This is a genomic window from Mesorhizobium sp. YR577 (genome assembly GCF_900116595.1).
Classification (GTDB): Bacteria; Pseudomonadota; Alphaproteobacteria; order Rhizobiales; family Rhizobiaceae; genus Mesorhizobium_M.
This window is the reverse complement of record NZ_FPBI01000002.1, coordinates 378,129-404,329: the sequence shown is the minus strand read 5'-3', so window position 1 is coordinate 404,329 and position 26,201 is coordinate 378,129. Positions and strand designations below refer to the sequence as shown.

24 protein-coding genes are annotated in these 26,201 nt (G+C 59.7%); 11 read left to right on the top strand and 13 right to left on the bottom strand.

The window, feature by feature from the left end:
• Positions 1-84: 84 nt before the first annotated feature.
• Positions 85-1,152 carry a multiple monosaccharide ABC transporter substrate-binding protein gene (gene chvE, locus BM413_RS04800; protein ID WP_091911137.1) on the bottom strand — a complete coding sequence of 356 codons (1,068 nt, stop codon included), beginning with the start codon at positions 1,150-1,152 and terminating at the stop codon, positions 85-87.
• Positions 1,153-1,410: 258 nt separating this feature from the next.
• Between chvE and BM413_RS04795 the strand changes: the two genes are divergently transcribed.
• Positions 1,411-2,385: a LysR family transcriptional regulator gene (locus BM413_RS04795; protein ID WP_091910941.1), complete on the top strand. Its 975-nt coding sequence runs from the start codon at positions 1,411-1,413 to the stop codon at positions 2,383-2,385.
• Between the two features lie 126 nt (positions 2,386-2,511).
• Positions 2,512-3,144 (top strand): hypothetical protein, encoded by a 633-nt coding sequence (locus BM413_RS04790; protein WP_091910939.1) that lies wholly within the window; start codon positions 2,512-2,514, stop codon positions 3,142-3,144.
• A gap of 16 nt (positions 3,145-3,160) precedes the next feature.
• On the opposite strand, the gene BM413_RS04785 is transcribed toward BM413_RS04790, so the two are convergent.
• Positions 3,161-3,844 (bottom strand): FadR/GntR family transcriptional regulator, encoded by a 684-nt coding sequence (locus BM413_RS04785; protein WP_091910937.1) that lies wholly within the window; start codon positions 3,842-3,844, stop codon positions 3,161-3,163.
• 277 nt (positions 3,845-4,121) lie between these two features.
• On the opposite strand from BM413_RS04785, the gene BM413_RS04780 reads away from it, so the two are divergent.
• The 5 genes from BM413_RS04780 to BM413_RS04760 are packed head-to-tail and all read left to right on the top strand — an operon-like array spanning position 4,122 to position 8,229.
• The gene (locus tag BM413_RS04780) at positions 4,122-5,117 is read left to right on the top strand and encodes an ABC transporter substrate-binding protein (protein WP_091910935.1); all 996 of its coding nucleotides are present in this window, start codon (positions 4,122-4,124) and stop codon (positions 5,115-5,117) included.
• A gap of 10 nt (positions 5,118-5,127) precedes the next feature.
• Positions 5,128-5,961: an ABC transporter permease gene (locus BM413_RS04775; RefSeq protein WP_175544242.1), complete on the top strand. Its 834-nt coding sequence runs from the start codon at positions 5,128-5,130 to the stop codon at positions 5,959-5,961.
• Between the two features lies 1 nt (position 5,962).
• A complete protein-coding gene (locus BM413_RS04770) occupies positions 5,963-6,763 on the top strand; it encodes an ABC transporter ATP-binding protein (protein ID WP_091910933.1) in 801 nt (266 codons plus the stop codon).
• 9 nt (positions 6,764-6,772) lie between these two features.
• A complete protein-coding gene (locus tag BM413_RS04765) occupies positions 6,773-7,525 on the top strand; it encodes an ABC transporter permease (protein WP_091910932.1) in 753 nt (250 codons plus the stop codon).
• Positions 7,525-8,229: a fumarylacetoacetate hydrolase family protein gene (locus tag BM413_RS04760; protein ID WP_091910930.1), complete on the top strand. Its 705-nt coding sequence runs from the start codon at positions 7,525-7,527 to the stop codon at positions 8,227-8,229. Before BM413_RS04765 ends, BM413_RS04760 begins: the two co-directional genes overlap by 1 nt.
• 31 nt (positions 8,230-8,260) lie before the next feature.
• Here BM413_RS04760 and BM413_RS04755 read toward each other — a convergent pair whose 3' ends face one another.
• Positions 8,261-9,043 carry a FadR/GntR family transcriptional regulator gene (locus BM413_RS04755; RefSeq protein WP_091911134.1) on the bottom strand — a complete coding sequence of 261 codons (783 nt, stop codon included), beginning with the start codon at positions 9,041-9,043 and terminating at the stop codon, positions 8,261-8,263.
• Positions 9,044-9,114: 71 nt separating this feature from the next.
• A complete protein-coding gene (locus tag BM413_RS04750; RefSeq protein ID WP_091910928.1) occupies positions 9,115-10,011 on the bottom strand; it encodes an NAD-dependent epimerase/dehydratase family protein in 897 nt (298 codons plus the stop codon).
• Positions 10,012-10,161: 150 nt separating this feature from the next.
• Here BM413_RS04750 and BM413_RS04745 point away from each other — a divergent pair, with 150 nt between their 5' ends.
• Entirely contained in the window at positions 10,162-11,088 is a 927-nt protein-coding gene (locus BM413_RS04745; protein ID WP_280141816.1) for an NAD(P)-dependent oxidoreductase, read from the top strand.
• A 76-nt stretch (positions 11,089-11,164) separates the two neighbouring features.
• Here the strand turns inward: BM413_RS04745 and BM413_RS04740 are convergent, their stop codons facing one another.
• Positions 11,165-12,151, bottom strand: coding sequence for a substrate-binding domain-containing protein (locus tag BM413_RS04740; protein ID WP_091910924.1), 987 nt, complete (start codon positions 12,149-12,151; stop codon positions 11,165-11,167).
• Between the two features lie 525 nt (positions 12,152-12,676).
• Between BM413_RS04740 and BM413_RS04735 the strand changes: the two genes are divergently transcribed.
• The gene (locus BM413_RS04735; RefSeq protein ID WP_139238555.1) at positions 12,677-13,417 is read left to right on the top strand and encodes an ATP-binding cassette domain-containing protein; all 741 of its coding nucleotides are present in this window, start codon (positions 12,677-12,679) and stop codon (positions 13,415-13,417) included.
• Between the two features lie 42 nt (positions 13,418-13,459).
• Positions 13,460-14,458 (top strand): ABC transporter permease, encoded by a 999-nt coding sequence (locus tag BM413_RS04730; protein ID WP_091910922.1) that lies wholly within the window; start codon positions 13,460-13,462, stop codon positions 14,456-14,458.
• Positions 14,459-14,460: 2 nt separating this feature from the next.
• On the opposite strand, the gene BM413_RS04725 is transcribed toward BM413_RS04730, so the two are convergent.
• The 8 genes from BM413_RS04725 to BM413_RS04690 all read right to left on the bottom strand — a co-directional run bounded on the left by BM413_RS04725 (position 14,461) and on the right by BM413_RS04690 (position 24,210).
• Positions 14,461-15,492 carry a hydroxyacid dehydrogenase gene (locus tag BM413_RS04725; RefSeq protein ID WP_091910920.1) on the bottom strand — a complete coding sequence of 344 codons (1,032 nt, stop codon included), beginning with the start codon at positions 15,490-15,492 and terminating at the stop codon, positions 14,461-14,463.
• Positions 15,493-15,602: 110 nt separating this feature from the next.
• The gene (gene purU / locus BM413_RS04720; protein WP_091910918.1) at positions 15,603-16,463 is read right to left on the bottom strand and encodes a formyltetrahydrofolate deformylase; all 861 of its coding nucleotides are present in this window, start codon (positions 16,461-16,463) and stop codon (positions 15,603-15,605) included.
• A 117-nt stretch (positions 16,464-16,580) separates the two neighbouring features.
• Complete coding sequence (locus BM413_RS04715; protein WP_091910916.1) at positions 16,581-17,927, bottom strand: hypothetical protein; 1,347 nt, start codon at positions 17,925-17,927, stop codon at positions 16,581-16,583.
• Positions 17,928-18,012: 85 nt separating this feature from the next.
• Positions 18,013-19,047 (bottom strand): ABC transporter permease, encoded by a 1,035-nt coding sequence (locus BM413_RS04710; protein WP_091910914.1) that lies wholly within the window; start codon positions 19,045-19,047, stop codon positions 18,013-18,015.
• Complete coding sequence (locus tag BM413_RS04705) at positions 19,044-20,579, bottom strand: sugar ABC transporter ATP-binding protein (RefSeq protein WP_091910912.1); 1,536 nt, start codon at positions 20,577-20,579, stop codon at positions 19,044-19,046. The genes BM413_RS04710 and BM413_RS04705 overlap by 4 nt, the downstream gene beginning before the upstream one ends.
• 79 nt (positions 20,580-20,658) lie before the next feature.
• Entirely contained in the window at positions 20,659-21,609 is a 951-nt protein-coding gene (locus BM413_RS04700; protein ID WP_091910910.1) for an ABC transporter substrate-binding protein, read from the bottom strand.
• 184 nt (positions 21,610-21,793) lie between these two features.
• Positions 21,794-22,885, bottom strand: coding sequence for a LacI family DNA-binding transcriptional regulator (locus BM413_RS04695; protein WP_091910909.1), 1,092 nt, complete (start codon positions 22,883-22,885; stop codon positions 21,794-21,796).
• Between the two features lie 302 nt (positions 22,886-23,187).
• Positions 23,188-24,210: a LacI family DNA-binding transcriptional regulator gene (locus BM413_RS04690; RefSeq protein WP_091910907.1), complete on the bottom strand. Its 1,023-nt coding sequence runs from the start codon at positions 24,208-24,210 to the stop codon at positions 23,188-23,190.
• A gap of 319 nt (positions 24,211-24,529) precedes the next feature.
• Between BM413_RS04690 and BM413_RS04685 the strand changes: the two genes are divergently transcribed.
• A complete protein-coding gene (locus tag BM413_RS04685) occupies positions 24,530-26,137 on the top strand; it encodes an extracellular solute-binding protein (protein ID WP_091910906.1) in 1,608 nt (535 codons plus the stop codon).
• Positions 26,138-26,201: the final 64 nt, after the last annotated feature.

Genomic DNA, 26,201 nt, shown 5'->3' with positions numbered 1-26,201 from the left:
CCACGGGCATTGTCGCGACCGCAGCGTACACAAGGCAAGAGGATACCGGAAGGCCCGGTTGCGGGCCTCCCGGCGTTTCGTCGATTACTTCAGGTCTTCAGCCTTGATGTAGCCGGAGCCGACCACGATCTGCTCGTAGTTCGACTTGTCGACCGACACCGGGACGAGCAGGTAGGACGGAACCACCTTGACGCCGTTGTTGTAGGTCTTTTCGTCGTTGATTTCAGGCTTGCCGCCCGAAAGAACAGCGTCCACCAGGTTTGCGGTGACCTTGGCCAGTTCGCGCGTGTCCTTGAACACGGTCGAATACTGTTCGCCGGTGATGATCGCCTTGACCGAAGGCACTTCGGCGTCCTGGCCCGAGATGATCGGCCATGGCTGCTCGGCAGAGCCGTAGCCGACGCCGCGCAGCGACGAGATGATGCCGCGCGACAGGCCGTCATAGGGAGCAAGAACTGCATCGACACGGCTGCCATCGGAGTAGTTGGCCGACAGGATGTTATCCATGCGGGCCTGCGCGACTGCTGCGTCCCAGCGCAGCGTGCCAACCTTCTCCATGCCCGTTTGGCCCGACTTGACGACGAAGTCGCCCTTGTCGATCAGCGGCTGAAGGACGCTCATGGCGCCGTCATAGAAGAAGAATGCGTTGTTGTCGTCCGGCGAACCGCCAAAAAGTTCGATGTTGAACGGACCCTTCTTTTCCGGATAGCCGAGGCCCTTGAGGATCGACTCTGCCTGAAGCACGCCGACCTTGAAATTGTCGAAGGTGGTGTAATAGTCGACATTGCCGCTGTCGCGGATCAGGCGGTCATAGGCGACGACCTTGACGCCCTTGTCGGCAGCCTGTTGCAGCACGGCCGATAGCGTGGTGCCGTCGATCGAGGCGACAACCAGGGCCTTGGCGTCCTTGGTCACCATGTTCTCGATCTGGGCGAGCTGGTTGGGGATGTCGTCTTCGGCGTATTGCAGGTCGACAGTGTAGCCCTTCGACTCCAGCGCCGCCTTCAGTTCGTTACCGTCGCTGATCCAGCGCAGCGAGGACTTTGTCGGCATGGCGATGCCCACGAGGCCCTTTTCCTGCGCCGAGGCGGTATAGGTCATGGCGGCGAGGCCGAGCGCGAGCGCACCGACTAACGTCTTGATGATCTTCACTTTAATCTCTCCCTTGTGAAAATCGCAGCCGGCATTGCCGCCGGTGCGGCTCATCCCGGCCGTTGAAGGCCCGGGCTGAAAACTCTGAGAAGCAAACTCCCATTTGGCCGCGAGCTACGAATTCCTCCTTCGTGCAGCAAGCGACGGGCCGAAGGTTTAGGATTTCGATATAACTGTCAAATGCAATTTCGATGGCATGATATATCAAAATCGGTATGCTTATGCTGTTGTAGAGATCACTTAGCGGAGTAAGTTCTCATGCCAACCGGTCCGAAGCAGGGGCGTGTCCAAAACAGCTATGAAAGCGATGAAGGCCTGCTGCGAAGTGGATTGAAGCTCCGGCACTTGCGCCTGACGGTCGCGCTCGAGGACCACGGCCAGATCAGCGCTGCGGCGCATGTCATGAATATTTCGCAGCCGGCAGCGTCGCGCATGATCGCCGAAATCGAAGCGATCCTCGGCGTCGAAATATGTGAACGATTGCCGCGCGGTATCAGGCTAACGCCATTCGGCGAGGTGTTGGCGCGGCGCGCGCGGACAATTCTTCTTGAAATGCGCGAGGTGGACAGGGAAATTTCCGGCCTGAAGCAGGGCACGGGCGGATCCGTCTTTCTCGGCGCCGTCACGGCGCCGGCGATCGAACTCGCCGTACCGGCCATCAGGAAGGTCAGGCAAAGTCATCCTCGCATCGAGATCAGCGTGCAGATCGAGACCAGCGCAGTGCTGGCGCGCGAATTGCTGGCGTCACGACATGATTTCATCATCGCGCGCATCCCCGACGATCTGAACCCGAGGCTGTTCGAGGCGCGTATCATAGGAGTCGAAAAGGCATGCCTGATTGCGCGCCGCGGTCATCCGCTTTCAACCGGCAAGACCATCGATCTGGATCAACTCAGCCATTATGACTGGGTCTTCCAACCCAGCGGCTCCCTGCTCAGGCAGACTGTGGAAGGCATATTCGTCAGCCAGGGCGCGCCGCTGCCTGACCGCATCCTCAACACGAGTTCGCTGCTTCTGACCCTGGTGATGGTCGCTCAGTCCGATGCGATTTCGCCGATAGCCATCGATGTCGCACGCTTCGTCACCGGTCGATCTGGGCTTGCCGGCTCCATCGACATTTTGTCAATCCCTTTCGAGATCAATGTGCAACCCTACAGCCTGATCAAGGTTCGTGACCGGACGCTCTCGCCAACAGCTGAAATGTTGTACGAGCAGATATTGCGGGAGATTTGAGCTTTTTGGTCGCCGGGTATTCCTGATCCGGATGCTTTCCACACGCCTGCCTTACAATCGCCGGGTTGCCTGCAATCATGGCGTGTCGGGTCTCTGCATTCATAATTCGAGGAGCAGGACAACGTCATGGCCAGACGGAAGAAAATTCTGGTCCGGGTAGCCGTCTCCGTAGTGGGCCTCCTTGCCCTCGGCACTGTGGCATTCGCCGCGCTGGTTCATCACACGCTCTATGACGCCCGGCTTTGGTTTGATGCCTGCCGCGTTGCCGGTGTTTCGCCGGAGTTTTATGAACATGTTGAGCGCGAAGCCAGGCAGGCACTGCGGGTCGAGGGAAGGGTGTACGAACCAAGTCTCGCGACGGACCTCACCGTCTGGTTCGAGAGCCAGGCCGGGAAGATGGGCACGGAATCGGAAAAGCTTGCATTGATGGATGCGACTTTCCGAGCCGTGCCGATGCAGTATATCGGAGCATTCCGATCGGTTGGTCCGGTTGGCCCGGCCTCACGCACCGAAATGCACGAGACGATTACATATGGTTTCGCCTACCGCGGCAGTCGAGGATTTCAGTCCCGCCTGCTGAGCTATGCAACATATCGGATAAGCTGGTTGACCGATGACGCCGGTAATCTTGGAGCCTTCAACAGTGTCTCCGACAGGTACTCGACCGCCATGTTCGACCGAGCTCTGAAGCGGGCGAGAAACGACAATCAGCCACTTTGTCCTCAGTCGTCGCGACAGATAGCGACGCGCAACAGCTGAGGCGTCAGCCAGCCTCTCATGAATTGCGCAGATGCCGCTCTACGCTCTGCAGATGGATGCGCATTGCTGCAGCGGCGCCCGCGGTGTCGCGATGAGCGATAGCTTCCACAATCTGGTCATGCTCGGCGAAACTGTGGTGATCGTCCGGAGGCCGCACGGGGTTTTCGCGCAGCCGGCCCCATGTCACTTCCCGGCGCACGGCATTGAGCGTGTCGAGCAGGCCAAGCAGAAGGCTGTTTTGCGTCGCCTCGCCGATGGTGCGATGGAGCTTGTTGTCCCACAGTTCATAATGCCGCCAACTGGGCGCCTGCCTCGTGCGGGCGATGCAATTGCGCATTTCTGCCACCAATGCCGGTGTTGCGTTGAGTGCGGCGCTCCGGGCGATCTCAGGCTCGAAGGCGATGCGTGCGCCCATCACTTCGATCGGATTGGTACGCCGCGCCATTGCGGTGACATCGGCCACGGTGTCTATAGGCCGGCTGCCGGTAAAGGTGCCCTTGCCGACATGGCGCCACAACTGCCCTTCGGCCTCAAGCGCCGCCAGGGCCTTACGCAAAGCGGCGCGCCCCAGATCGAGCGTTTCTGCCAACTCGCGCTCGGGTGGTAAGCGGCCGTCGCTGGGCAAATCCATGCCCGCTAGGAATTGTCGCAGCTTCGTTGCCGCGGCCGCATCAGCCAGTGTATCGCTCTTTCGGGGCATTGTTTCAAAACCAATTACCACATTGGTTCAATATATAACCGCCATCATGTTAGCTGTCAATCACATGTATGCAGAGATAGCTGCCGATCTTGTGAACTCATTAAGATACTGATTTCAATCAATAAATAACCTATCAAGGTAATACGAGCAGTTGGTCTACGGCGCTTGTCGACATTGCGTCGTTGACACGCGGTGAAAAATCAATCTAGATTAATCTGTAATTGATATCGAATTGGTCTTGGAGGAGTGTTCGATATTCAAGCTGGGAGGAGAAAACATGCACGGGTTGATCGACAAGTTTAGAAACATTGCGACCGTCTTCACGTTGGGAATTCTTTTGATTGCCGCGCCGGTGTCTGCGCTAGCTGATCCGGTTCGCATTGCATTCGGGGATATCCCGACCGTTGAATCACTGCATCTGCTGGTCGCGTTCGAGCGCGCCAAGGAAAAGGGTCTTGATCTCGAAGTCACTTATCTGAAGTCCGAAGACATTGCCGCGCAGGCCGTGGTCGGCGGTCAGGCCGATATCGGTGTCGGCGGGCCTTACTCGCTGATACAGAAGGTCAAGGCGCCGGTCCGCATGTTCCTGCAACTGAGCCAGTTGCGGTTCTATCCGGTGGTGAATTCGGAGTTCTACAAGGACTGGAAGGATCTGGATGGCCAGGAAATCGCCGTCCACTCGCGCGGGTCGGGCACCGAAGCGATCATGCGCCTGATGGCCGATACGCACGGCATCAAATATTCCAACATCTCTTATGTACCGGGTGCTGAAGTGCGCACCGGCGCGCTCCTGCAAGGCAACGTCAAGGCCACCATCGTGGACTCGTCCGGCAAGCGCATCCTTGAAGACAAGGCGCCGGGCAAATTCGTCTTCCTGCCGCTGGGCGATGTCAGCGCCACCGACGAGGCGCTGTTTGCCAATACCGCTTTCCTTGAGAGCAATCCTGAAGCCGTCGCCACGCTGGTCGAGGCAATCCTGACTACGTGGCGCGACATTGCTGCCGATCCCAAGTCAATCGTCGCTCTGCGCGAAAAATACAAACTGCTGCCGGATGCCACGCCGGATATGGTGGCAGACATCGAGCCTTATTTCACTGAGGCAGCCGCTCTCGGCCTGCCGGTGAATGGCGGCGGTGCGGACGCGGCCAAGGACGATTTCGACTTCTATACCATTTCGGGCGCGCTCGAAGGCAAGGCTGAGGAACTCAAGGTCGAGGATTTCTGGGCGCTCGGACCGCTTGATACCGCTATCGCCAAGCTCGGCACGAAATAGGGCAGGCGGAATGTCCTCATCGCTCAAACTGACCGATATGACCGGGGCTGATAAAGCCCCGGTCAATATCGGCCAAGCCCTCGCTCGTGTATTCGAAAAAGTGCCGGCACTATGGACGGCGGCGTCTCTCGCACTGCTCTTCGGCGCCTGGGAGATCGCGGGTCTCGTACCGATCAGCATTGCGTTTCCGACCTTTACCTCGACCGTTGCCGCCTTCGTGGAGATGGTTCTCGATGGCACGATGGGCCACGCATATTTCCTGACCTTGCAGCCATTGCTGCTCGGCGTTGCTGTCTCGGCGGTCTTGGGTGTCGTGCTCGGCATTTTGATGGGATTGTCGCTCAAGGCCGAGTGGCTTCTGGCGCCCGTCTTCATCGTGCTGCAGGCTGCGCCCATGGCAGCGCTGGTGCCGCTGGTCACGTTCATCTATGGCATCGGGCTGACAGCAAAGACCTTGGCAGTCATCATGCTGGCCCTGCCGGTGATCGTGCTGAATTCCTACAAGGCCGTTCGCCACGTCAATCCGTCGCTGGTGGCCATGTGCCGCTCGTTTCAGGGAACGCGCTTTCAGCAGATCATGAAGATCATTATTCCTGATGCATCTCCGGTCATTTTCGCCGGGCTGCGGCTTGGCATCGCGGCCGGCTTCATCGGCGTCATGCTGGCCGAACTGCTGATCACGCCGACCGGCGTCGGCGACCTCATAACCTATCACCGGTCCATCGCGAATTACGCGCATATGTATGCAGCGGTCGCGTCCATCATCGTCGTGTCGACCGTGACGCTCGCAGCCCTGCAGTGGTTCGAAGTCCGGTTCCTGCGCCCCGAAAAAAGGAAGAGGTGACATGCAGCAAGCTGCTCGCTCCACCATCAAAACCGCCGCCACAAACGATGAGGCGATCGTCCAGGTTCGCGGGATCGACAAGACCTATGGCGACATCGAGGCATTGCGTAATGTCGATCTGGAATTCTCGCGTGGCAAGCTGACGACGCTGCTGGGCCCATCCGGATGCGGCAAGACCACGCTGCTTAAGATCATCGCCGGCCTTGTGCCTGCGACTGCCGGCGAAATCCGGGTCAATGGCCGCGTCGTAACCGGACCCGGCCCAGAACGTGCCTTCGTGTTTCAGGATTTTGCCCTGATGCCATGGGCGACGGTCATGCGCAATGTTGCGTTCGGCCTTGAGCTGCGCGGCGTCAACGCTGCCGAGCGCAAACGCATCGCGACCCATTACATCAAGGAAGTCGGCCTCGTCGGCTTCGAGGACAAATATCCCCATGAACTCTCCGGCGGCATGCGCCAGCGCGTCGGCATCGCAAGAGCCTTTTCGGTCAACGCCGACGTTCTGCTGCTCGACGAGCCGTTCTCGGCCGTCGATGAGCAGAACCGCCGCAAGTTTCAGGAAGATCTCCTGCGGCTGGTCGATCTGGAGAAGAAGACTTTTATCTTCGTTACGCATTCGATCGAGGAGGCGGTGTATGTTTCCGATCGCATCGTGCTTCTCTCGCCGCGGCCCGGTCGCATATCGCAGATCATAGATCCGAAAATCGATCGAAGTGCTTCGCCAGACGACATCCGCCGCGACCCAGGCTACCTCAATACCGTCGAGGAGATCTGGGACGGGCTCAGGCACTATGTGGATTGAGGCGCGGCCATGACGATTTTTGGTTTCCGTATCCCGATGATGGCCTCGCTCATCGTATGGGCGATCCTTTGGGAGATCGTCGGTCGGCTCGACCTGATCTTCCTGATCCCGCCGATGAGTTCCATCATCGAAACGGGCCTGCATCTGGTCCAGACCAATTCTTGGCAGAATGCCTCCATCATCACCCTGCGCAGCTTTGCCATCGGCATGGCCCTGGCCATCGGCATCGGCGTCCCGCTCGGCATATTGATGGGACGGTTCAAGGCGGTCGACAATCTGATGGGCCTGTGGGTCAACATGTTCGTCAGCGCGCCGCTGTCGGCACTGGTTCCAGTGCTGATGATCCTCTTTGGTCTCGGCGAAACAACCGTCGTGGTCACAGTCTTCCTCTTCGCGGTCTGGATCATCGTTCTTGACGCGCGGGCTGGGGTGATGCAGGTGCCGCCTTCGCTTATCGAGATGGGCCGAAGCTATGGCGCGAATGGCTGGGTGTTGTTCAGCAAGATCATCCTTCTATCTGCCTTGCCGGAGATACTGGCAGGCATCCGCATCGGACTTATCCGTGGTGTCAAAGGCGTCGTCATCGGCCAGATCCTCGTCTCGATCCTCGGTTATGGCGAACTGTTCGAGCTCTTCTCCCGTAGCTTTGAAATGGAAAGCTTCTGGGCCCTGACCATCATCCTCTTCGCGGCAGCGATGCTTCTGTCCGCGCTGATCGAAACCTTCGAAAAACGCATCGAATATTATGCAGGAGCGAGATAATGAACGTGCATACCACAACCAACTATCTGTTTGCGCCCTTGGCCATACCGACGCTGCCGATCGTCGGAAGCGATGCGTTGTTTCCGGTTCACCGCATCTATTGCGTCGGGCGCAACTTTGCCGACCATGCCATCGAGATGGGCCATGATCCCAATCGCGAACCGCCCTTCTTCTTCCAGAAGAACCCCGACACGCTTGTGCTTTCCGGCCAGGATTTCCCCTATCCCTCCCAGACCAGCGACGTCCATCACGAGATCGAGCTGGTCGTGGCATTGAACAAGGGTGGCACCAACATTCCGCTGGAAAGCGCGATGGATCACGTATTTGGTTATGGTGTCGGCCTCGACATGACGCGCCGCGACCTGCAGGGCGAAGCCAAGAAGCTCGGGCGGCCGTGGGAAACAGGCAAGGCATTCGAGGCCTCGGCACCCTGCACGCCGCTCGTTCCAGCCTCCAAGATCGGTCATCCGACGGCCGGTGCTATCTGGGTCAAGGTCAACGGCGAGCTTCGCCAGAGCGGCGATCTAAACCAGATGATCTGGAAAGTGCCGGAAATGATTTCTTACCTTTCGGGTCTGTTCACGCTGCAGGCCGGCGATTTGATCTTTGCGGGAACGCCTGCCGGAGTCGGTGCGGTGGTGCGTGGCGACGAGATGCACGGCGCTGTCGAAGGCGTCGGGGAAATCCGCATGCGCGTCGCCTAAGCTTTCCAGAACGACATAGATAGGGCGAGGATCATGAAGGTCCTTGCCCTATGATCTCATCGGTATTCGCCAGCAATTTGCGAACCGCGCTGCGCGCTGTATTGGGCCGCTGCAATCGAATGCTCTTTTCTATGTTTTCATGAAGTTTCTGCGCGCGTTGCAGGCTGTCGCCCTCTCGGGTGACATGGACGAAGAGATGATTGAGCGCGGATTCGATCAGCACGCCGAGCGGCACAAGCAAATCGTTGCCGGATGCACGCAGGATGGCCACATGAAATCTTGTATCTGCCTGAGTTCGCTGCCGAAGCGACCCGGCGTGCTCCATATCGTGCAGCGCCTGGCTGATCTCAGCCATTTGCTCGTCGGTGCGGCGCAGTGCCGCCAAGGCGGTCGCTTCAGGCTCTATGATATGCCGGAATTCCTGAACCGTCCTGAGAAAGACTTCGCGGTCCGGTGAGGCCGCATACCAGCTCAAAACATCGCGATCCAGCAGGTTCCAGTGATCACGTGGTTGGACGCGGCTGCCGATTTTCGGTCGCGAGCTGAGCAGGCCCTTGGCCATCAGCATCTTGATGGCTTCGCGCACCGCCGAACGGCTGGCGTTGAACATGTCGGTCCAGTTCGCCTCGTTCGGCAAGATCGTTGCCGGCGGGTAGTCGCCACGAACGATACGCAGCCCAATCTCGTCAGCCAGCGAGGCAGGTACGCTCGCCCCCGCGATTCGATTGGAGGTCGGCTTGCCTTTCGGACCATGCTTGTCCGTGACCGCAGTGCGGGCTGGCTTCCTGGCCTTTCCGGATTTCGGCTCTGCCATATTTACGCATTGTCCTTGCAAATTGTGCCGCAGCAGCGTTGTCCGATCGAGATCGATGTGGTGCAGATCGATCAACTCTGCCGAACATATTTTCGCCAACCGTGCTGGGGCCGGAAACTGAGCAACTCCTTGACCTTGCGGTTCGCCAGAAGCGTCTCGTACTCGCCGATCTCACGCTTCAGCGGCACGCCGGGATAGAAGCGCTCGAGCAACTCTTTTGTGGGCAGATCCGACGACGTGTCGTCGTTTGCCGCATTGAACACCTGATAACCGAGACCGTCCTTCTCGACGGCGAGATGGGTGATCTGGCCGAGGTCGCGCGCGTCGATATAGCTCCAGGCTATCCGCTTGCGAAAACCGGGGTCGGCAAACCATTTCGGGAAGAGATCATATTCATGCGGCTCGATCACATTGCCGATGCGCAACGCGTAGATGTCGAAACCGCTGCGCAGGGCGAAGGCACGCGCGGTCTGCTCGTTGACGATCTTGGAGAGCGCATAGCTGTCCATCGGATCGACGTCATATTCCTCGTCGAGCGGGAAATAGCGCGGGTTACGCGGTTCGTTGGCGAAGACCAGCCCGTAGGTCGTCTCGCTCGATGCAATGACGATCTTGCGTATGCCGAGCTTTACCGCTGCCTCGATCACATTGTAGGTGCCGAGCGCGTTGATGCGGAAGACCTCATTGTCAGGCGTGATCATGATGCGGGGGATCGCGGCAAAATGAACGACGGCGTCGATGGGCTGCGGCCGCAATGACGGATCGAACTCGTGCAGCCCGGTGTAACTCGAAAGCGCATTGAAGACCTGGCCGCTGTCGGTGATGTCCGTGATGAGTGTTCGGACCTTCGGATTGTCGAGCGGCTTGGTGTCGAGATTGAGCACCTGATGGCCTTGTTCGACAAGGTACTGGACGACGTGCTGCCCGGCCTTGCCGCTGCCTCCGGTGAATATGATCCTCTTCGACATTTTGTCCTCCACATTCTGCGCGATCGGTAGATATTGTCAGACAAACAAGGTTTCCGGGAGCACCACTTCGTCGCAGGCCATGACCATGAAGTGGGTGAACGCGGGCGACGCCAGAGCTGAATCCAACATGGGACAAGACAAGCAAGGAAATTGAGCATGACTGCGAACGCAAGCGAACAAATCGGCTTCATCGGCCTTGGCCTCATGGGGCACGGCATGGCGAAGAACATCGTGGAAAAGGGCTATCCGCTGACATTCCTGGGCCGCAAGAACCGTGCGCCGGCAGAGGATATGGTCGCTCGTGGTGCAACCGAGGCCTCCTCGCCGGCCGAGGTTGCGGCACGCTCCACCGTCGTCTTCATATGCGTAACCGGTTCGCGGCAGGTGGAAGAGATCATTCGCGGGGCAGGCGGGCTCAAGGCCGGACTGAAGCCGGGATCGGTCGTGGTCGACTGCTCTACAGCCGATCCGGTTTCGACGATGGCGCTTGCCAATGAGCTTGCCGCGCTTGATGTCGCCTATGTCGATGCGCCTTTGAGCCGTACGCCGAAGGAGGCCTGGGAAGGCACTCTGGACACGATGGTCGGCGCTTCCGACCAACTTTTTGCGCGGCTGAAACCGGTGCTGGACACATGGGCGGGGCGTGTCGTTCATATCGGTGGAACGGGCGACGGCCATCGCATGAAGCTCTTGAACAATTTCGTTTCGCTCGGCTACGCCGCGCTTTATGCCGAAGCGTTGGTGCTGGCGCAGAAGGTGGGTATTTCGCCAGCGCGCTTCGACAGCGTCATACGCAACGGACGCATGGATTGCGGCTTCTATCAGACCTTCATGCGCTGGACGCTGGAAGGCGACCCTGATGCTCATAAGTTCTCCATCGCCAACGCCTTGAAGGATATGACCTATCTGGAAGCGATGGCTGATTCCGTCGGCATGGCAAATCCGCTCGGCAATGCCGCCAAGAACTCCTTTGCCGGCGCGTCCGCGGCAGGCAAGGCCGACCAGTTCGTTCCAATGCTGGCCACGCATATCGGCAGCGTCAACGGTGTCGACCTGTCGCCGTCAAAGCCGGCTTGAAGCAGCCCTGCACGACCGCGATTTAGAAAGCAGCATTTCGGGCATCTGGAACACAGACGCCCGAAGCGGAGTGCTGCTACTTCTGAATGCAGGTGTCGACCGTGTCCTTGGTGCACTCGTCGAGGCCGGTGAAAACAGGGTCTTCCACCGGCTTGCCGGCAATCAGATCCATCATCACTGTCGGCGCCTTGTAACCCATCTCGAACGGCCGCTGGCCGACGAGTGCCGTGACAAGGCCTTCCTTGGCAATTGCCACCTCGTCGCCGATGGTGTCGGCTGCGCCGATGGCGAATTCATTGCTGGCGATCTTGTCGGCCAAGGGCTTGAATAGGTCGCGATAGGGCTGTGGCGCACCGAACAGCGGCCAACCGCCCATAATGCCGAATGCATCCAGATCAGGATTTGCAGCGAGGATGTCGGTCATGGCCTGGACACCCTTGGCGCCGTCGTCATTTGTGAAGACCGGACAGCCTGCGACTTCAGTCCAGCCGCCTTCGCCCTTCAGTTCCGTCAGGCCCTTCTGGCCGGTGAGTGTATCGCGCATGCCCTGTGCGCGGCGCAAGATGTTGTCGGCGCCAGGATTGCCTTCAATGGTGCAGATCTTGCCGCCGTTCGGCTTGGCCTTCTTGATGTAGTCGCCGATGCGCGCACCCATCAGATAGTTGTCGGTGCCGAGATAGGTTTTGCGCAGCGCCGAGTCTTCGGCAGCCAGATCGGCATCGAGCGTCATGACCGGAACTGACGGATTGGCAGTCTTCAGGGTCTGAGCGATCAGCTTGGCGTTGGACGGTGAAATGGCAATCGCGGCGGTATCTGCCTTGCCCAGCATGTCCTGGACGATCTGCGCTTCACCGGCCTCGTCTGAGGTTGATGCGGGGCCGGTATAGAAACACTCATATTCCGCGTCCGCGTTTTCCTTGTTCCACTTCTGGCAGCCCTGGTTGATGGCCTCGAAGAATGGATTGTCGAGACCCTTCACAACGATGACGAGCTGTTTCTTGGCCAGTGCCTGTCCGGCACTTAGTGCCAGAACGGCAGTTGCGAGCAGTAATGCCTTCCTCATTGGTTCCTCCCTTGAAAAAGACGGACACCGCGTGTCCGCTACTCAAAATCAAACCGGATGCCAGGCGGTGCGACGATCTTTTCGAAAGCCCGCAGTGCCAGGCTGAGCCGATAAGCATTTCCAGATCGTATTGAGTCTGCCGGTACGGCCGGCATCTGATTTTCTTGCAAGCTTTGCAGTCGATGGGCGATGCGCTTGATATTCAGGTGGAGCCGAGGCCTGGAAATAACGCTCACGCCTTGTCCAAGCGACGGCGACAAGCCTTGGCATGCTCTTCCTCGTATGGTCAGCTAATATCGGCGTGCTTCGCGCGTCAACGGCTATTTGTCCTACAAATGAGCTTTCTGCCTTACGCCCTTCGATTCATCAGACAATTGATTGACGCTTTGGTGCTGTTTTGCGTAAATGCATGCTATCGCCCTCCTGGGAGGAGACCGGGAAAGCGAGATCGCGACGGCTCCGCGTCAAACACCAGCCGCTTGAAAGCGCTGGCGAGCCTGCAGGTTTCGGGAGGCTGGAAGGCGCGTGGCGGTTCTCGAACTGACCAACATTTCCAAACATTTCGGCGCCATCCAGGCGGTCAACGATGTTTCGTTTTCGATCGAGGCAGGCCAGGTGGTCGGCCTGATGGGCGACAACGGGGCCGGCAAGTCAACCCTGGTCAAGATGATTGCCGGAAATTTCCGGCCGAGCCACGGCAACATGCAACTGGACGGTGCTGAGCTCATATTGCATCGGCCGGTAGAAGCGCGGCAGCATGGTATCGAGATCGTTCATCAGGATCTTGCGCTCTGCAACAATCTGACGGCTGCGGCCAACGTCTTTCTTGGACGCGAATTGCGGCGCGGCTTCGGGCCGCTACGTGTGCTCGACTACAAGGCAATGTACCGCCGCGCCGGTGAAATATTCAGGGAGCTGAAGTCCGAGACGCGCCCGCGCGATCTCGTCAGGCAGATGTCGGGTGGCCAGAGGCAGGCGGTGGCGATCGCGCGCACCATGCTTTCGGAAGCGAAGATCGTGCTGATGGACGAGCCGACGGCGGCCATTTCGGTGCGTCAGGTGGCGGAAGTGCTGAACCTGATCCGGCACCTGCGCGACCGGGGCATCGCGGTTGTTCTGATAAGCCATCGCATGCCGGACGTATTCGACGTTGCCGACCGGGTCATCGTCATGCGGCGAGGCAGGAAAGTTGCCGACAAGCAGATCGGGGCGAGTTCGCCTGAGGAAGTGACGGGACTTATCACCGGCGCAATCGAACAGGTGTGATCGCCGCTGTTCTTGGGTCTCGGAAGGAAACGTAGGTCGACGATGGCTATCACCCTTGACCAGACGATTGGGCAGAAGCAGCAGAGCTGGCTTGCAGCTATCCTCGGCAGCCAGACTTTCTGGGTGCTGATCGCGGTCATCCTCGCCTGCATCTTCCTATCCTTCGCCACCGACTCCTTTGCCACGACGAAAAATCTCTACAACATCACCCGCAACGTCACTTTCGTGGCGATTATCGCGCTCGGCATGACGCTGGTCATCATCACCGGCGGCATCGATCTTTCCGTGGGTTCAGTGCTTTGCCTGTGCAGCATGGTGCTGGCCGTCGTCATGCATGCCGGTTACAGTATAGAGGTCGGCATTGCAGCGTCGATCGGCACGGCGCTTCTGATCGGGGCATTCAACGGCATATTGATCGCCTATCTCGGCTTTCCACCATTCGTGGTTACGCTTGGCATGTTGTCGATCGCCCGCAGTCTGGCGATGGTCGCATCCAACAATACCGTCGTCTTCGAGTTCGGACCCGATCACGAAAAGCTATTGGCTCTGGGAGGCGGCGCCTGGCTGTTAGGCATTGCCAACCCTGTCCTCTACATGATCGTTCTGGCGCTTATCACCGGCTTCGTACTGCGCTGGACCAGGTTTGGCCGCTACGTCTTCGCCATCGGCGGCAACGAGCATGCGGCAACGCTTACCGGTGTTCCCGTGAAAAGGATCAAGGTTGCCGTCTACATGATCTCAGCTCTGTCGGCAGGCATTGCCGGTATCATTCAAACGGGTTGGCTTGGCGCGGTGACCACCAATATCGGCGCCGGAATGGAACTGCAGGTCATCGCGGCTGCCGTTATCGGCGGTGCCAATCTGGCAGGTGGCGCCGGAACCGCATTCGGAGCGCTCATCGGGGCGGCGCTGATCGAGATCATTCGCAACAGTCTCGGTCTGCTCGGCATCAACGCCTTCTGGCAGGGCACCTTCATCGGCGGTGCTATCGTGTTTGCCGTTCTGTTCGATCGCATCCGCAACTTCCGGCAGAGCGAATAGCCTCAGTTCTTGTCGACCGGTTTGGAGCGCATGCGCGAAACGGTTTCGCGTTCCGCGCGCTTGCTGCGCATCGGCGGCAGCCCACGGTCAACGAGATCCATGTCTTCCAGCACCATGTCGCCCATGCGGGTGAAAGCAATATCGAGCGCGCCGGCGCGATGGGCGGAGCGGAGGAAGCCGGGCAGGGAGCGGACAGGATGGTCCCTGGCCAGCGGCTCCTCGGGAAAGACATCGCTGGCAGCAACGATATGACCGCTTCGCACCGCTTCCATCAGTGCCGGAAAATCGACAACGCCGGCGCGGCTGAGCAGGATAAAGGCCGCACCCGGCCGCATAGAGGCGAAAGCATCCGTGCCGAGAAACCCCTCATTCTCGCTGGTCACGGAAGTGACGATGAAAACGAAATCGCTCTGCGAAAGCACGTCACTCAGCGAAGCCGGCTGAACGCCATGCTCGATCAGGATCGATGGTGGCATCCAGGGGTCGAAAACCTTTGTGCGCGTCCTGAAGCCGGACAGCACCCGGTTGAGCGCCTTGCCGAGATCGCCGAAGCCGATGATGCCGACATCCGATCCCGAGAGCAGCCGTGCCTTTCTGTTGCCATCGCCGCCCCAGAGTTCCCTACCTGCACGGAAGTCGATATCCGCATCGACGATACCGCGGGCAAGATTCAGCGCCATCGCCAGACCCAGTTCCGCCACCGGTTCGGCGAAAACCGCGCCGGTCGTCACGACATGGATGCCCCGCTCGAACAGAAAGTCATAGGGCATATTGTTGAACAGGTTGCTTTCGACGTTGAAGATGCATCGCAGGGAGCGCATTTTCTCCAGCGTCGGCCGCGACAATGGCGGCTGGCCAACGATGTAGCGCGCCTGCTCCAGAATGGCATCCGGCAGGCGATCGACTTGCGCGGCCTCGGCCTCCAAGATTTCGTACCGGTCTCCGAAGATCTTCCGCGCCGACGGCGTGAAGATCAGGTCGAGCGTACGCGGTTCGGGGGCGCTGATGACCAGCGGCCGCTTGCTGTCAGACATGATCCTCCTCCCGGCGAAATCAGGTTGCGCCTTTCTATGTCTCCGTGTTGTATCAGCTGTGTGCATTGAAAACATGTCTCCCTTGGGAGGGAGCATGGCTCAGCACAGCCTTATTCGGGAAACACGACGGTCTTGGAACCGTTGATGAGAACGCGGTCGGAGAGATGGTATCGTACCGCCCGTGCCAGAACCCGACGCTCGATGTCGCGGCCCTTGCGCACCAGGTCCTCGGGTGTATCGCGGTGGCTTACGCGCTCGACGTCCTGCTCGATGATCGGACCTTCATCGAGGTCTGTGGTGACATAATGTGCGGTCGCGCCGATCAGCTTCACGCCGCGCTCATGGGCCTGGTGATAGGGTTTGGCGCCCTTGAAGCCCGGCAGGAATGAATGGTGTATGTTGATGCACATGCCTGAGAGCTTCGACGAGAGATCGTCGGAGAGTATCTGCATGTAGCGGGCAAGCACGACCAGATCGGCTCTGCTTTCTTTCACCAGAGCATAAAGCTGCTCTTCCTGCTGCGCTTTCGTTGCCGGCGTGATCGGCAGATGGTGGAAGGGAACATCCCCCATCATGACATGGGCATAGGTCTCACGGGGATAGTTGGAGCCGATGCCGACAATATCCATTTCGAGTTCGCCGGTGCGCCAGCGATAAAGCAGATCGCCGAGACAATGGTCGAAGCGGGATGCCAGCAAAAGAACACGCCGCCGGCGGCCTCGTTCGCGAACCTGGGCATCCATCGAAAAACGCTCCACGATGGGTGCAAGGTGGGACGAGATCGCGTCCTCATCCAGGTCCCTTGTGGCATCGAAGACGATGCGAGCGAAGAACCGGCCCGTCTCGGTATCGTCAAACTGCTGGGCCTCGAGAATGTTTCCCGACAGCTCGAAAATTGCTGTCGACAAGGCGGCCACAATGCCGGGGCGGTTCTCGCAGGCGGTGGTAACGACGAAACTTCTGGACGTCATGCAGGTCAGCTTTCTGGATGCGGAGAGGACACCTCCGGGTCATAAGCCGGAGGTGTCCATATTTCAATTGCCTGAATACCCCATAATCCGGCTGTAAGGCAGGAACATAACGCAAGGTCAGGTAACGGTGACGGCCGGTGGACTTTCCAACTGGTCTGCAACCACCTTCCAGCGGTCGGCGAACGGCCCGTAGGCTGTCTTGATATCCACCCCGACGGGGAGTTCAGGGCACTCGTTTTCGCCGTTCGAGCCCCAGTTGACCCATCCGGACTGGCGGCGCTGCACGATCTGGAAGGCGCCGGACGCTTGCGAAGTCCACCATATCATCGCCCGCCCGGAAGTCTGGTCGAACTCCACGGTCTTGGTGGCCGGCCCCGGGAATATTGTCTCGTGGGGCACGGCCGAGACGTCGACGGGCTCCTCGGTGAGTATCCAGGGGCGATCATTCAAATCCGCTTTGACATGAGCCGCTGCCCGAACCCGCGACAGACGTTCGCGCAGCTCATCCTCGCCGAGCACGCCTTCCCAGGCGCAGAAGAGACGCCAGTAGAGGTCCCAATGAGCGGCCTCGATATCGGCCAGCTGGGTGCGGAACTCCTCGAACTTCGGACCTTCGTTGGCCGAATTGGCCACTGTATCTGCAACCATGGCAACCAGTTCGCCGGCATAGGGGTCGCCGGCACGGTAGCGGGTGCCACCATAGGCTGCGAAACGGTCGAAGACGAGCTTGCCCGGGCCGCCCTCGAATTCGTCACCGACCGTGATCTTGCTGGTGACCGAGCGGCCGTTGATCACGGTCTGGAAGTCGTCCACCTGATATTTGCGTTGAAAGAAGGGCGTGTTGTGGGTGAAGCGCCAGTCGATCGTGAAGCTCTTGCCTTTCAGCTCCTCAAGCAAGCCATCCGGGATCGTTCCATGCATGCGGTAATGATGCAAAACAGGCCCGCGCTCGACCACCTCGATGTGAACGGTTGTGTGCTCGGGCGGATTGATCAGCCCATTCTCAGGCGTGAAGAAAGGGCCATAGAAGCCGCCAATGGCATTGTTGCCCGACGGCAGCAGCTCGAAGCCGTCGGACGTTGCGCGGAAATGGCGGATTCCCCATTTCGAGGAGCCCAATCCTTGCGCGGTGCCGGAGCAAAGCTCCAGGTCGAACGCGCCCGTGTCGAGGCGGACGAAGCAGTCGGCTTCCTTGCCGGTCAGTACCTTGATGCCGTCGGCCGGCGTATCCAGGCACGGCGCCTCAAGCGTCAGCCGGGCCGACCCGGTGAAGCTGAGCACGACCACAAAGGCGGTGCGGCCTTCCCCGGACCCGGCATCGAGGCGCTGGCAGAGGACGCGCTCTCCGCTATCCAGCAGCGCCCACCAAAGCGGCTCGTGCAAATCCCCCTCGACCGTGAACGTGATTGGCTCGTGGTTCCGCGTACCCGGCAGAGGATCATTTATTTCAACGGTGAAGGTCATGGGGGAGGCGTCTCCAACAGAGTAATCTTTGCACAGGCCGCAAGTCGCCTGCGGCAGTTCGGCCGAAGGAATGCGGGTGGAAGTGCTAGCGTCGCGTGGTTTCGGATGCGGCCTTCGGTGCCGTGCGGAATTTGAACGAACGCTGCTTGAGGCTGTCGATCGCAACGGCAAGGATGATCACGACGCCCTTGATGAGGAGCTGGGTAAAGAACGGTACGTTCATCAGGATAAGGCCGGTGCTGAGCACGCCGAGAATGACCGATCCGATCAAGGTTCCGACAATGCGGCCACGGCCGCCTGCCAGGCTCGTGCCGCCCAGCACCACGGCTGCGATGGCGTCGAGCTCATAGCCGGTGCCTGCCGTCGGCTGGGCCGAGATGACGCGGGCGGCGAAGATCACACCCGCCAGGCCGGCACAGGCACCCGCTATGACGTAGACGGAGGTGGTGACCCGGTTCACGCGGACACCCGCCAGCTTTGCCGCTTCCGGATTGCCGCCTACCGCATAGACATGCCGCCCATACCGCGTGCGCTCCAGGATGAACCATGCGATCACATAGACGACGATCATGATGAGCACTGGAACGGGTATGCCGGCAAGATAGCCGTTTCCGACGTTGCGGAAGTTGAGGTCGCTCGACACGATGGGCTGGCCAGCCGTGATCGTATAGGCAAGGCCGCGCAGGAAGGTCATCGTACCCAATGTGACGATGAAGGGGGCCAGTGCGAGATAGGCGGTCAGCGTTCCATTGACGAGCCCGCAGGCAGCCCCAGCGGCCATGCCAGCAAGAATTGCCGCCGGCGCGGGCCAGCCGGCGATCGCTGCAATGACTGCGACAACCCCGGAAACGGCGACGATCGATCCGACCGAAAGGTCAATGCCTGCAGTCAGGATCACGAAGGTCAGGCCCGCTGCCAGGATAGCATTGACGGATATCGAACGCGCGATGTTGAGCAGATTGTCGACCCGGGCAAAATTGGGCGCGATGATCGCCATCAGGATCACCAGAGCGAGCAGCACGACCAGAATGCCGACGCGGTCCCACCATTTGGCGAAGTCGAAGGGTTCGCTGGGGGTTTCTGTGGTGCCCCGCGCGGTAAGTTCGCTGTCTTTGGTCACTGTCTTGCTCCATTGCCGTCCGGAGTGTTCTGCGCCGCCGTGCCGGTTGCGTGGAACATCACGTCTTCCTCGGTTGCAGTTTCGGACCGCATCTCGTGCACGATGCGGCCCTCGCGCATCACGAGCAGTCGATCACTGATCCCGATGGCTTCCGGCAGGTCCGAGGAGATGACCAGGATGGCCTTGCCGGCGCGGGCCAGCGCGTTGATGACTTCGTAAATCTCGTGCTTGGCACCGATATCGACGCCGCGTGTCGGCTCGTCCAGAATGAGGACCTTGGAATCGCGCATCAGCCAGCGCGCAAGCGCGGCCTTTTGCTGATTGCCGCCGGAAAGCGCTTTTACAGGCAGGTCGAGAGCACTGAGGCGCAGGTGCAACCGCTGCATCTGCTTCTTGACGGCGTTCCGCGCTTCGCTCCGGCGCACCACGCCTGCAGTTACAAAGCGGTCGAGCGAACTGATCGCGATGTTGTCCTCGACGGAATGACCGAGGAACAGTCCTTGCTCCTTACGGTTCTCCGGCACCATGCCGATGCCGTCCGCAATCGCGGCGAAAGGGTCGACCGGCTGGCTCGGGCGGCTGCCGATCCGCACGGTTCCGCCCGTGCGCCGATCGGCCCCGAAAAGCAGCCTGCCGACTTCAGTGCGGCCTGAGCCGATCAGGCCCGCCATGCACACGACTTCGCCCGCGTGAACTTGGAAGTCGACCGGGCCAACTTGCTCGCCACTGAGACCGGAAACGTCGAGCACGACCTCTCCTGGCGTGCGCTTCTCGTGATGATAAAGGTCGGCGACCGGCCGCCCGACCATCATGCGCACGACATCGGCCGGACTGAGCTCGGCCATTTCGCCGGTGCCGACATAGGTGCCGTCCCGGAAAACGGTGACGCGATCGGCGAGTTGCCAGACCTCTTCCATCCGGTGGGAGATGTAGATGAGGCCCACGCCTGCCGCTCGCATCTGCTCGATGAGCCGATAAAGTTGCTGGGCCTCGGCGCGCGACAGGGCTGCGGTCGGTTCATCCAGCACAAGGACGCGGGCGTCCTCACTGACCGCGCGCGCGATTTCCACCATCTGCTGCATGCCCACGCTGAGTGAGCCCAGCGGGCGACCGGGATCGATGGCGGCGCCGATCCGTGCGAGCTTCTCCCGCGCCTCGGCAAGAACACGCTTGCGATCGAGCATACCGAGCCGATTTCGAGGCTCCTGGCCGAGTGACAGGTTTTCCGCGACCGTCATGGCTGGAACCGTATTGAGCTCCTGATGGATAATGGCGATACCGTGCGCGCGAGCGTCGCGCGGTGAGCGGATATCGATCTCCTTGCCGTCCAGCAGGATCGTGCCGTCGTCGCGCTGCACATTGCCGGCGAGGATTTTCATCAGCGTGGATTTGCCCGCGCCGTTTTCCCCCATCAGCGCGTGAACCTCGCCAGCGCGCAGATCGAAGCGCACGTCGTTGAGAGCGAGCGTGGCGCCGAAGCGCTTGGTCACATTCTCCAGTCTCAGCAGCGGCGCTTTCGCCATATCCGTCATTAGGGAGCCTCGTGTTTCATTGCGCGGCGGGCGGATGAACGCCCACCGCGCATGGGTTGCCGCGGTCTAACCGCTCCTTTTACCAGCCTGCGTATTGGGCGACGTTGTCGCGCGATACCAGCACGCTGGGGATGAGGATGGTCTTTTCCTTGGGAGGATTGTTGGCAACCATTTCCTGGGCGACCTTGACTGCTTCTCGCACCATCTCGGCCGGGTTCTGTGTGGCGGTTCCGATGAACGGCGAACCTTCACGCTTCAGCTCGGCGACCGCCTCGGGGCTTCCATCAACGCCCGTCACCTTGATCTGGCCGGTCTTGCCAGCCTGTTCCACGGCGAGCACCGCGCCGAGTGCAGAGGGATCGTTCATGCCGAAGATACCGGTCACGTCAGGATTGGCAGTCAACATGTCCGTGGTTACGGCCAGGCCCGAGGCGCGGTCGTTCTTGGATGCCTGCTGGCCGACGATCTTGATGTCGGGGTAGTTCTTGGCGACATTCTTGCAGCCAGTGATGCGGTCGATGATGGTCTGGATCGGCGTGCCGTCAACGAGAAGAACCTGGCCCTTGCCGCCCATCTGCGAGAAGAGATATTCGCAGGACTTCTCGCCCGCCTGCACGGCGTCGGTCATGATGACGGCGTCGGCGCCCTTGGCCGGCGTATCGACGGCGATTACGATGATGCCGGCTTCCTTGGCTCGCGCTATGGCCGGCTCTATGCCAGCCTCGTCCACGGCGGAGATGACGATCAGGTTGACGCCCTGCTGGATGAAGGCGTCGATCTGGGTATTCTGGTTTGCAAGGTCGAGCTGCGCGTCCTGCGTGTTGACTGTCGCTCCGATCGCCTTGGCCGCGTCCTCAGCCCCTTTGGTCATAGCGGCGAAAAAGGGGTTGGACATGTCTTGCACCATCAGCCCAATCTTCTCGATCTTGGTTGGAGCCGATTGCGCATGTGCCGCAGAAAAACACGTCATGGCGGCGATGGCCACTGCGGATGCGGCTACTGCGAAACGTGAGTACGAAGTGAATTTCATGGTTTTCCTCCTTGGTTCGCGAGCCGTCGTGACGCGGCGGCCCGGTCTTACCTCGTTGCGTTTTCCGCGAACATCACCGCGGATAGGTTGACCTCAAGCGAGAAGAGGTCCGGTTCATAATCGTTTAGGTTGCTCGACGCAGGATGTAAGAATGTCGATGCCTTTCGCTGTCAGTTGCTGATGGTCATGCCAGAGAAACTCCGGATCGGGGTTCGTCATGGGAGAATTCACATCCGCATGACTTCCTCACGATCAATCTTGCCGCGACCTGTTGCTTGTCTTCCGGCCGATAGGATGGACTTGCGGGTTTGCCTTGCTTTTCGGCCTCGACCTGTCCGTTTATGATCCTTGCAAGCGTTGTCGCCGCCAGCCTTCCGATCTGCTCGCTATGCTCGTTCAGGACGGTCAGCGGCGGGTCGATGAGCGGAGCCCAGGCAAACTCGTCGAAGCCGAGCAGTGCCATCTGGGAGGGGATGCTGACGCCTCTTTCGCGCAGGAGATTGAGCGCACCAAGGAGTAAAGGGTTGTTGCCGGCGATGAGCACGCGCGGTGCCTTTTCCACGTTGTCCAGATAGGTGGCCAGTGTTGTGTAGGCCGAGGCAGCGTCGTTTTCACTTTCGAGAATGTCGACGCGCGCTCCGTGCAGACGGGCGGCATCCCGGATCCCCCGTTCGCGGTCGAACCGCGTGGACCATTTGGCCGGATAGACGAGAAACACCCAATCCTTATAGCCGTGATCTGCAAGGTGTCGCCCGACAAGCAGACTGGCATTATAGTTGTCGGTAGTAACGCTAGGGAAATCCGCAGCATCGGCTGGAGGAGCAGAGTCGACGAAGACCAGCGGTATGTCCCATTTCGCCAGCAGCCTGGTATTTTCGGAGCTCAGCGTCAGGGTGGAGATCACCCCCGCGGTGCGGGACTCGATCAACCGCCGGATCATCCGATCCTCCAGGCGTGCGTCATAGATGCCGTCCACCGCCATATCGCCCACGACGACGGTCCAATTGGAGGGGCGGAGGGCCTGCTGGATGCCTGCCATCAAGTCGAGATAATAAGAATTGGAGGTGCTGCCGGTGATCACCGCCACGGAATCCCGGCTTGCCCGCCGCAACTCCTGGGCAGCACGGTTGGGAATGTAGCCCAGCTCCCGGGCCACCTTGAGGACCTGCTCGCGGCTGCCGTCGGACACGCCCTCGGCACCGCTCAGCGCGCGGGACACCGTGAACATTGAAAGACCTGTCGCACGACTGACATCGCGCATGGTCGACTTCGGCACTCTTTAATCCTCCCAACACATAATCGTTTATGTTGGCCGATTGAGGCTACATAAACGATTAGGGTGGAGTTGTATGTCCATCTGGTGGGCCCTGTCAAGAGATGCGGCAGGGCTGCCGTTCCTGGCCGTGCTGCCTACGACAAGGGCGATACGCTGCGGGCGAATGTATTGCGACCCATCCTCTCTCCCTTCAAAAAGTCCTGTTGTCTGTGCGTGGCTTATTTGCGCGCCGACACGCAGAAATAAGCAGCAGGCTCGCACGGGTCTTCCGTCGCTGGCCAGATGCAGCTTGCTGGAAGAGGTCAAACTTCGGGAATGTTTTCCTTGAGGATCAGGTGCAGGCGTGGAGGGTGGCCTTCATAAGGCAATTCCCGGACAGAATGGGTCAGGATGTTCAGTGCCTCGCGAGCTTCAACGCGGGGGTTCTGGTCGATCACTGCATCCATTGTGCCGTCAAGGAGAAACCGCTTCGTGCCTTCGGTCAGTTCATGGCCGATGAAGACGATCTCACCCTCTTTGTTATGCTCGCGCATTGCCTGGGCAATGCCCTGATTGCCGGCACCGATATTATAGATCGCGGCAAGGTCGCGGTGGCGGTCGAGCAAAGCCGAGGCTTCTGAGTAAGCGCGCTCGCGGTCGTCACCCATTTCGCGCAGTTCCACGATCTCGAGCTTTGAAAACTCCTCGGCGAGGATGTGGCGAAAGCCCATCTCGCGCTCCTGATGGCCACGATAGGAGAGGGAGCCCGCGAACATGGCGACCTTTCCGGGTGCGTCCGTCCCCAGCAAGCGTCCGACGACATGTCCGGCAAGACGTCCCGCCTGCCGATTGTCGATCCCGACATAGGCGACGCGCGGCACGTGCAAAATGTCGGTCGCCAGTGTCACGACCTTGATATTGTTGGCTGACAATTCGCGAATTGCCTCGCGTACCGTCGGGTGGTCGAGGGCAATAAGGCCAATGCCTTGAGTATTCCCGTGCAGATCGCGCAGCGTCTGGGCGAGCGTGTCGGGATTGAAGCCTTCGATTGCGTGAATACGCACGTCAAGGTCCGGCCGGAGAGCGGCCTGACTGCCCAACTGCTCGTTCAGTTTCCGAATGAAGGTGTTCGTACCCACCGGCAGCACGAAGTCTAGGCGGATTGTGTCTGCTGCGGTGTGGGGCGACGCAGCCTTGCCCTCGGCGATGTAGCCCAGCCTGCGTGCCGTATCGAAGACGATCTCACGCGTCCGCACACGTACACCAGGACGATTGTTCAGGACACGGTCCACCGTCGCTGCGGAAACACCCGCCTCCCGGGCAACGTCTATGAGGGTTGAACGCATGTCACTTCCCTGCTTCACCACCCTGGCGATGGGCGAATCTGATTGAAATTGATGTAGCCGCACTGGCTGTGCTTGCAAGCGATGCGCGGCGTTTTGCCGTCGAACGAAGTGCAAAACGCAATCGGTGAGGTGCATCAAAAGACATCATTGCGACTGCGAAGCGCAGATGTTGCGATGCGGGAGGTGACTGATTCCGCATTGGTTTTGATCTCGACCCTAGATATGATGTGTTATGATTTGATTTGATGTTGACATCATCATTTGTGAACGTCAATAATCATCATATTGGGCCCGGCATGGTCCACTGGGAGGAAAATCAATGTCAGATATGGTTCGCATTTCGCGACGCGGCTTGCTTGCGTCTGGGGGGAAGGCCGCACTGTGGGTGAGTGCGGTGGGAATTGCACCGAAGTTCATTCGTCCAGGCCGCGCCTATGCGGCGGACGCGCTTTCGCCGGGGATGATCGGCGGCCCGACGGGTTTCGACGGCGCGGAACGCTATCAGTATGGAGCCGATACCCCCGAGGGCAGGGCGGTCGAGGCAGCCAAGGCGCTGAAGGCAGCCGGCGCCGACAAAATCGTGCTCGGTCTTTCAGATGGTTCCATCGGGCAACTCACACAGCCGTTTCCAGCGGGCGCACCGTCCATCAAGGAGCTTTGGGAGAAGGAGACAGGCATCACGCTGGAGATCATCGGCGTTCCGAATGGCCAGGAATTCACCAAAACGATGCAGGACATCTCCACCAAGGGTGGGGCCTATGACATTTATGCCGTGGAATGGAACCGTCTCGGCGACCTGGCCGAGACCGGCGGCATCCTGAAGCTCGACGATTTCGTCGCCAAGCACAAGCCGGAGTGGGACGATCCCAAGACCGGTTACGTCAATGGCGCCAAGGGCGTCTCGCTGCTCAACCAGTATCGTGGCTCGACCTACGGCGTGTCGCTTGACGGCGATTTCCAGACCTGGGTCTATCGCACCGACCTCTTCTCCGACGAAGCCGAGAAGAAGGCATTCAAGGACAAATACGGCTACGACCTTGCGCCGCCGAAGACGTGGAAGCAACTTGACGAGATCGGGACGTTCTTCCATCGGCCGGACAAAGGCCTGCTCGGCTCGACGGATATCCGCAACCAGGGCTGGGGCTATACCAACTGGTATCAGCGCTATGTTTCGATGGGCAATCCGAACCAGTTCCTGTTCGATGATGCCGGCGCTCCCTTGATCAATACCGAAGCCGGAATCATTGCGACAAAGGAATATGTCGACTCCCTGGCCTATAAGTCGCCGGACGCCGTATCCTGGGGCTGGCCGGAACAGTACGGCAATTTCGCCAATGGCGGCGCTGCCATGACCTGTGCCTTCTCGAACCTGCCGAAATTCCTCGACAACCCGGGCAACAAGGACTCGAAGGTTACCGGCAAGATCGGTTCCATGCTGCCCCCCGGCCGCGAGGTCGACGGCAAGCTGATCAGCCGCTCGGTCTTGTGGCTCAACCTGTCGGCCTCTGTCTCGTCACAGGCAAAGAATCCGGAGCTCTGCTACCTCTTCCTGCAGTGGGTCGGCTCGGCCCGCATCTATGCCTGGATGACTGCGAACCCGGGCGGCTATTTCGATCCGTTCCGCCTGTCGGACTTTGCCGATCCGCTGGTGCGTCAGACCTATCATGACTACCACATGGACGTCGTGAGGGAGACGGTGGCGCGCACCGTGCCTTCGATCAACTACCCGGGCGCGACCGCCTTCCACAATGCACTCGACGAAAATCTTGTCGCCGCATGCACCAAGGCGAAGACACCCGAACAGGCCATGGCAGACACCGAGCGCGAATGGAAGCGCATCGCCCGCCGTACCGGCGAGGACAAGCTTCTCGAGGCGATCAAGACCAACAAGGAGGCCTGGCCGACAATTACGGATGCGATCGGCTGATCCTCCCAAGCCGAACCAATGAGGGGGAGGTACGAAGGTTCCTCCCTCTCAGCAACAAGCCACT

Coding starts and splice junctions, on each gene's coding strand:
- BM413_RS04740 (WP_091910924.1), bottom strand. CDS start 12,151: ATGAGGAAGGCATTACTGCTCGCAACTGCCGTTCTGGCACTAAGTGCC.
- purU (WP_091910918.1), bottom strand. CDS start 16,463: ATGACGTCCAGAAGTTTCGTCGTTACCACCGCCTGCGAGAACCGCCCC.
- BM413_RS04725 (WP_091910920.1), bottom strand. CDS start 15,492: ATGTCTGACAGCAAGCGGCCGCTGGTCATCAGCGCCCCCGAACCGCGT.
- BM413_RS04760 (WP_091910930.1), top strand. CDS start 7,525: ATGAACGTGCATACCACAACCAACTATCTGTTTGCGCCCTTGGCCATA.
- BM413_RS04770 (WP_091910933.1), top strand. CDS start 5,963: ATGCAGCAAGCTGCTCGCTCCACCATCAAAACCGCCGCCACAAACGAT.
- BM413_RS04765 (WP_091910932.1), top strand. CDS start 6,773: ATGACGATTTTTGGTTTCCGTATCCCGATGATGGCCTCGCTCATCGTA.
- BM413_RS04700 (WP_091910910.1), bottom strand. CDS start 21,609: ATGAAATTCACTTCGTACTCACGTTTCGCAGTAGCCGCATCCGCAGTG.
- BM413_RS04715 (WP_091910916.1), bottom strand. CDS start 17,927: ATGACCTTCACCGTTGAAATAAATGATCCTCTGCCGGGTACGCGGAAC.
- BM413_RS04750 (WP_091910928.1), bottom strand. CDS start 10,011: ATGTCGAAGAGGATCATATTCACCGGAGGCAGCGGCAAGGCCGGGCAG.
- BM413_RS04690 (WP_091910907.1), bottom strand. CDS start 24,210: ATGCGTTCAACCCTCATAGACGTTGCCCGGGAGGCGGGTGTTTCCGCA.
- BM413_RS04730 (WP_091910922.1), top strand. CDS start 13,460: ATGGCTATCACCCTTGACCAGACGATTGGGCAGAAGCAGCAGAGCTGG.
- BM413_RS04795 (WP_091910941.1), top strand. CDS start 1,411: ATGCCAACCGGTCCGAAGCAGGGGCGTGTCCAAAACAGCTATGAAAGC.
- BM413_RS04705 (WP_091910912.1), bottom strand. CDS start 20,579: ATGACGGATATGGCGAAAGCGCCGCTGCTGAGACTGGAGAATGTGACC.
- BM413_RS04780 (WP_091910935.1), top strand. CDS start 4,122: ATGCACGGGTTGATCGACAAGTTTAGAAACATTGCGACCGTCTTCACG.
- BM413_RS04790 (WP_091910939.1), top strand. CDS start 2,512: ATGGCCAGACGGAAGAAAATTCTGGTCCGGGTAGCCGTCTCCGTAGTG.
- BM413_RS04685 (WP_091910906.1), top strand. CDS start 24,530: ATGTCAGATATGGTTCGCATTTCGCGACGCGGCTTGCTTGCGTCTGGG.
- BM413_RS04775 (WP_175544242.1), top strand. CDS start 5,128: ATGTCCTCATCGCTCAAACTGACCGATATGACCGGGGCTGATAAAGCC.
- BM413_RS04755 (WP_091911134.1), bottom strand. CDS start 9,043: ATGGCAGAGCCGAAATCCGGAAAGGCCAGGAAGCCAGCCCGCACTGCG.
- BM413_RS04785 (WP_091910937.1), bottom strand. CDS start 3,844: ATGCCCCGAAAGAGCGATACACTGGCTGATGCGGCCGCGGCAACGAAG.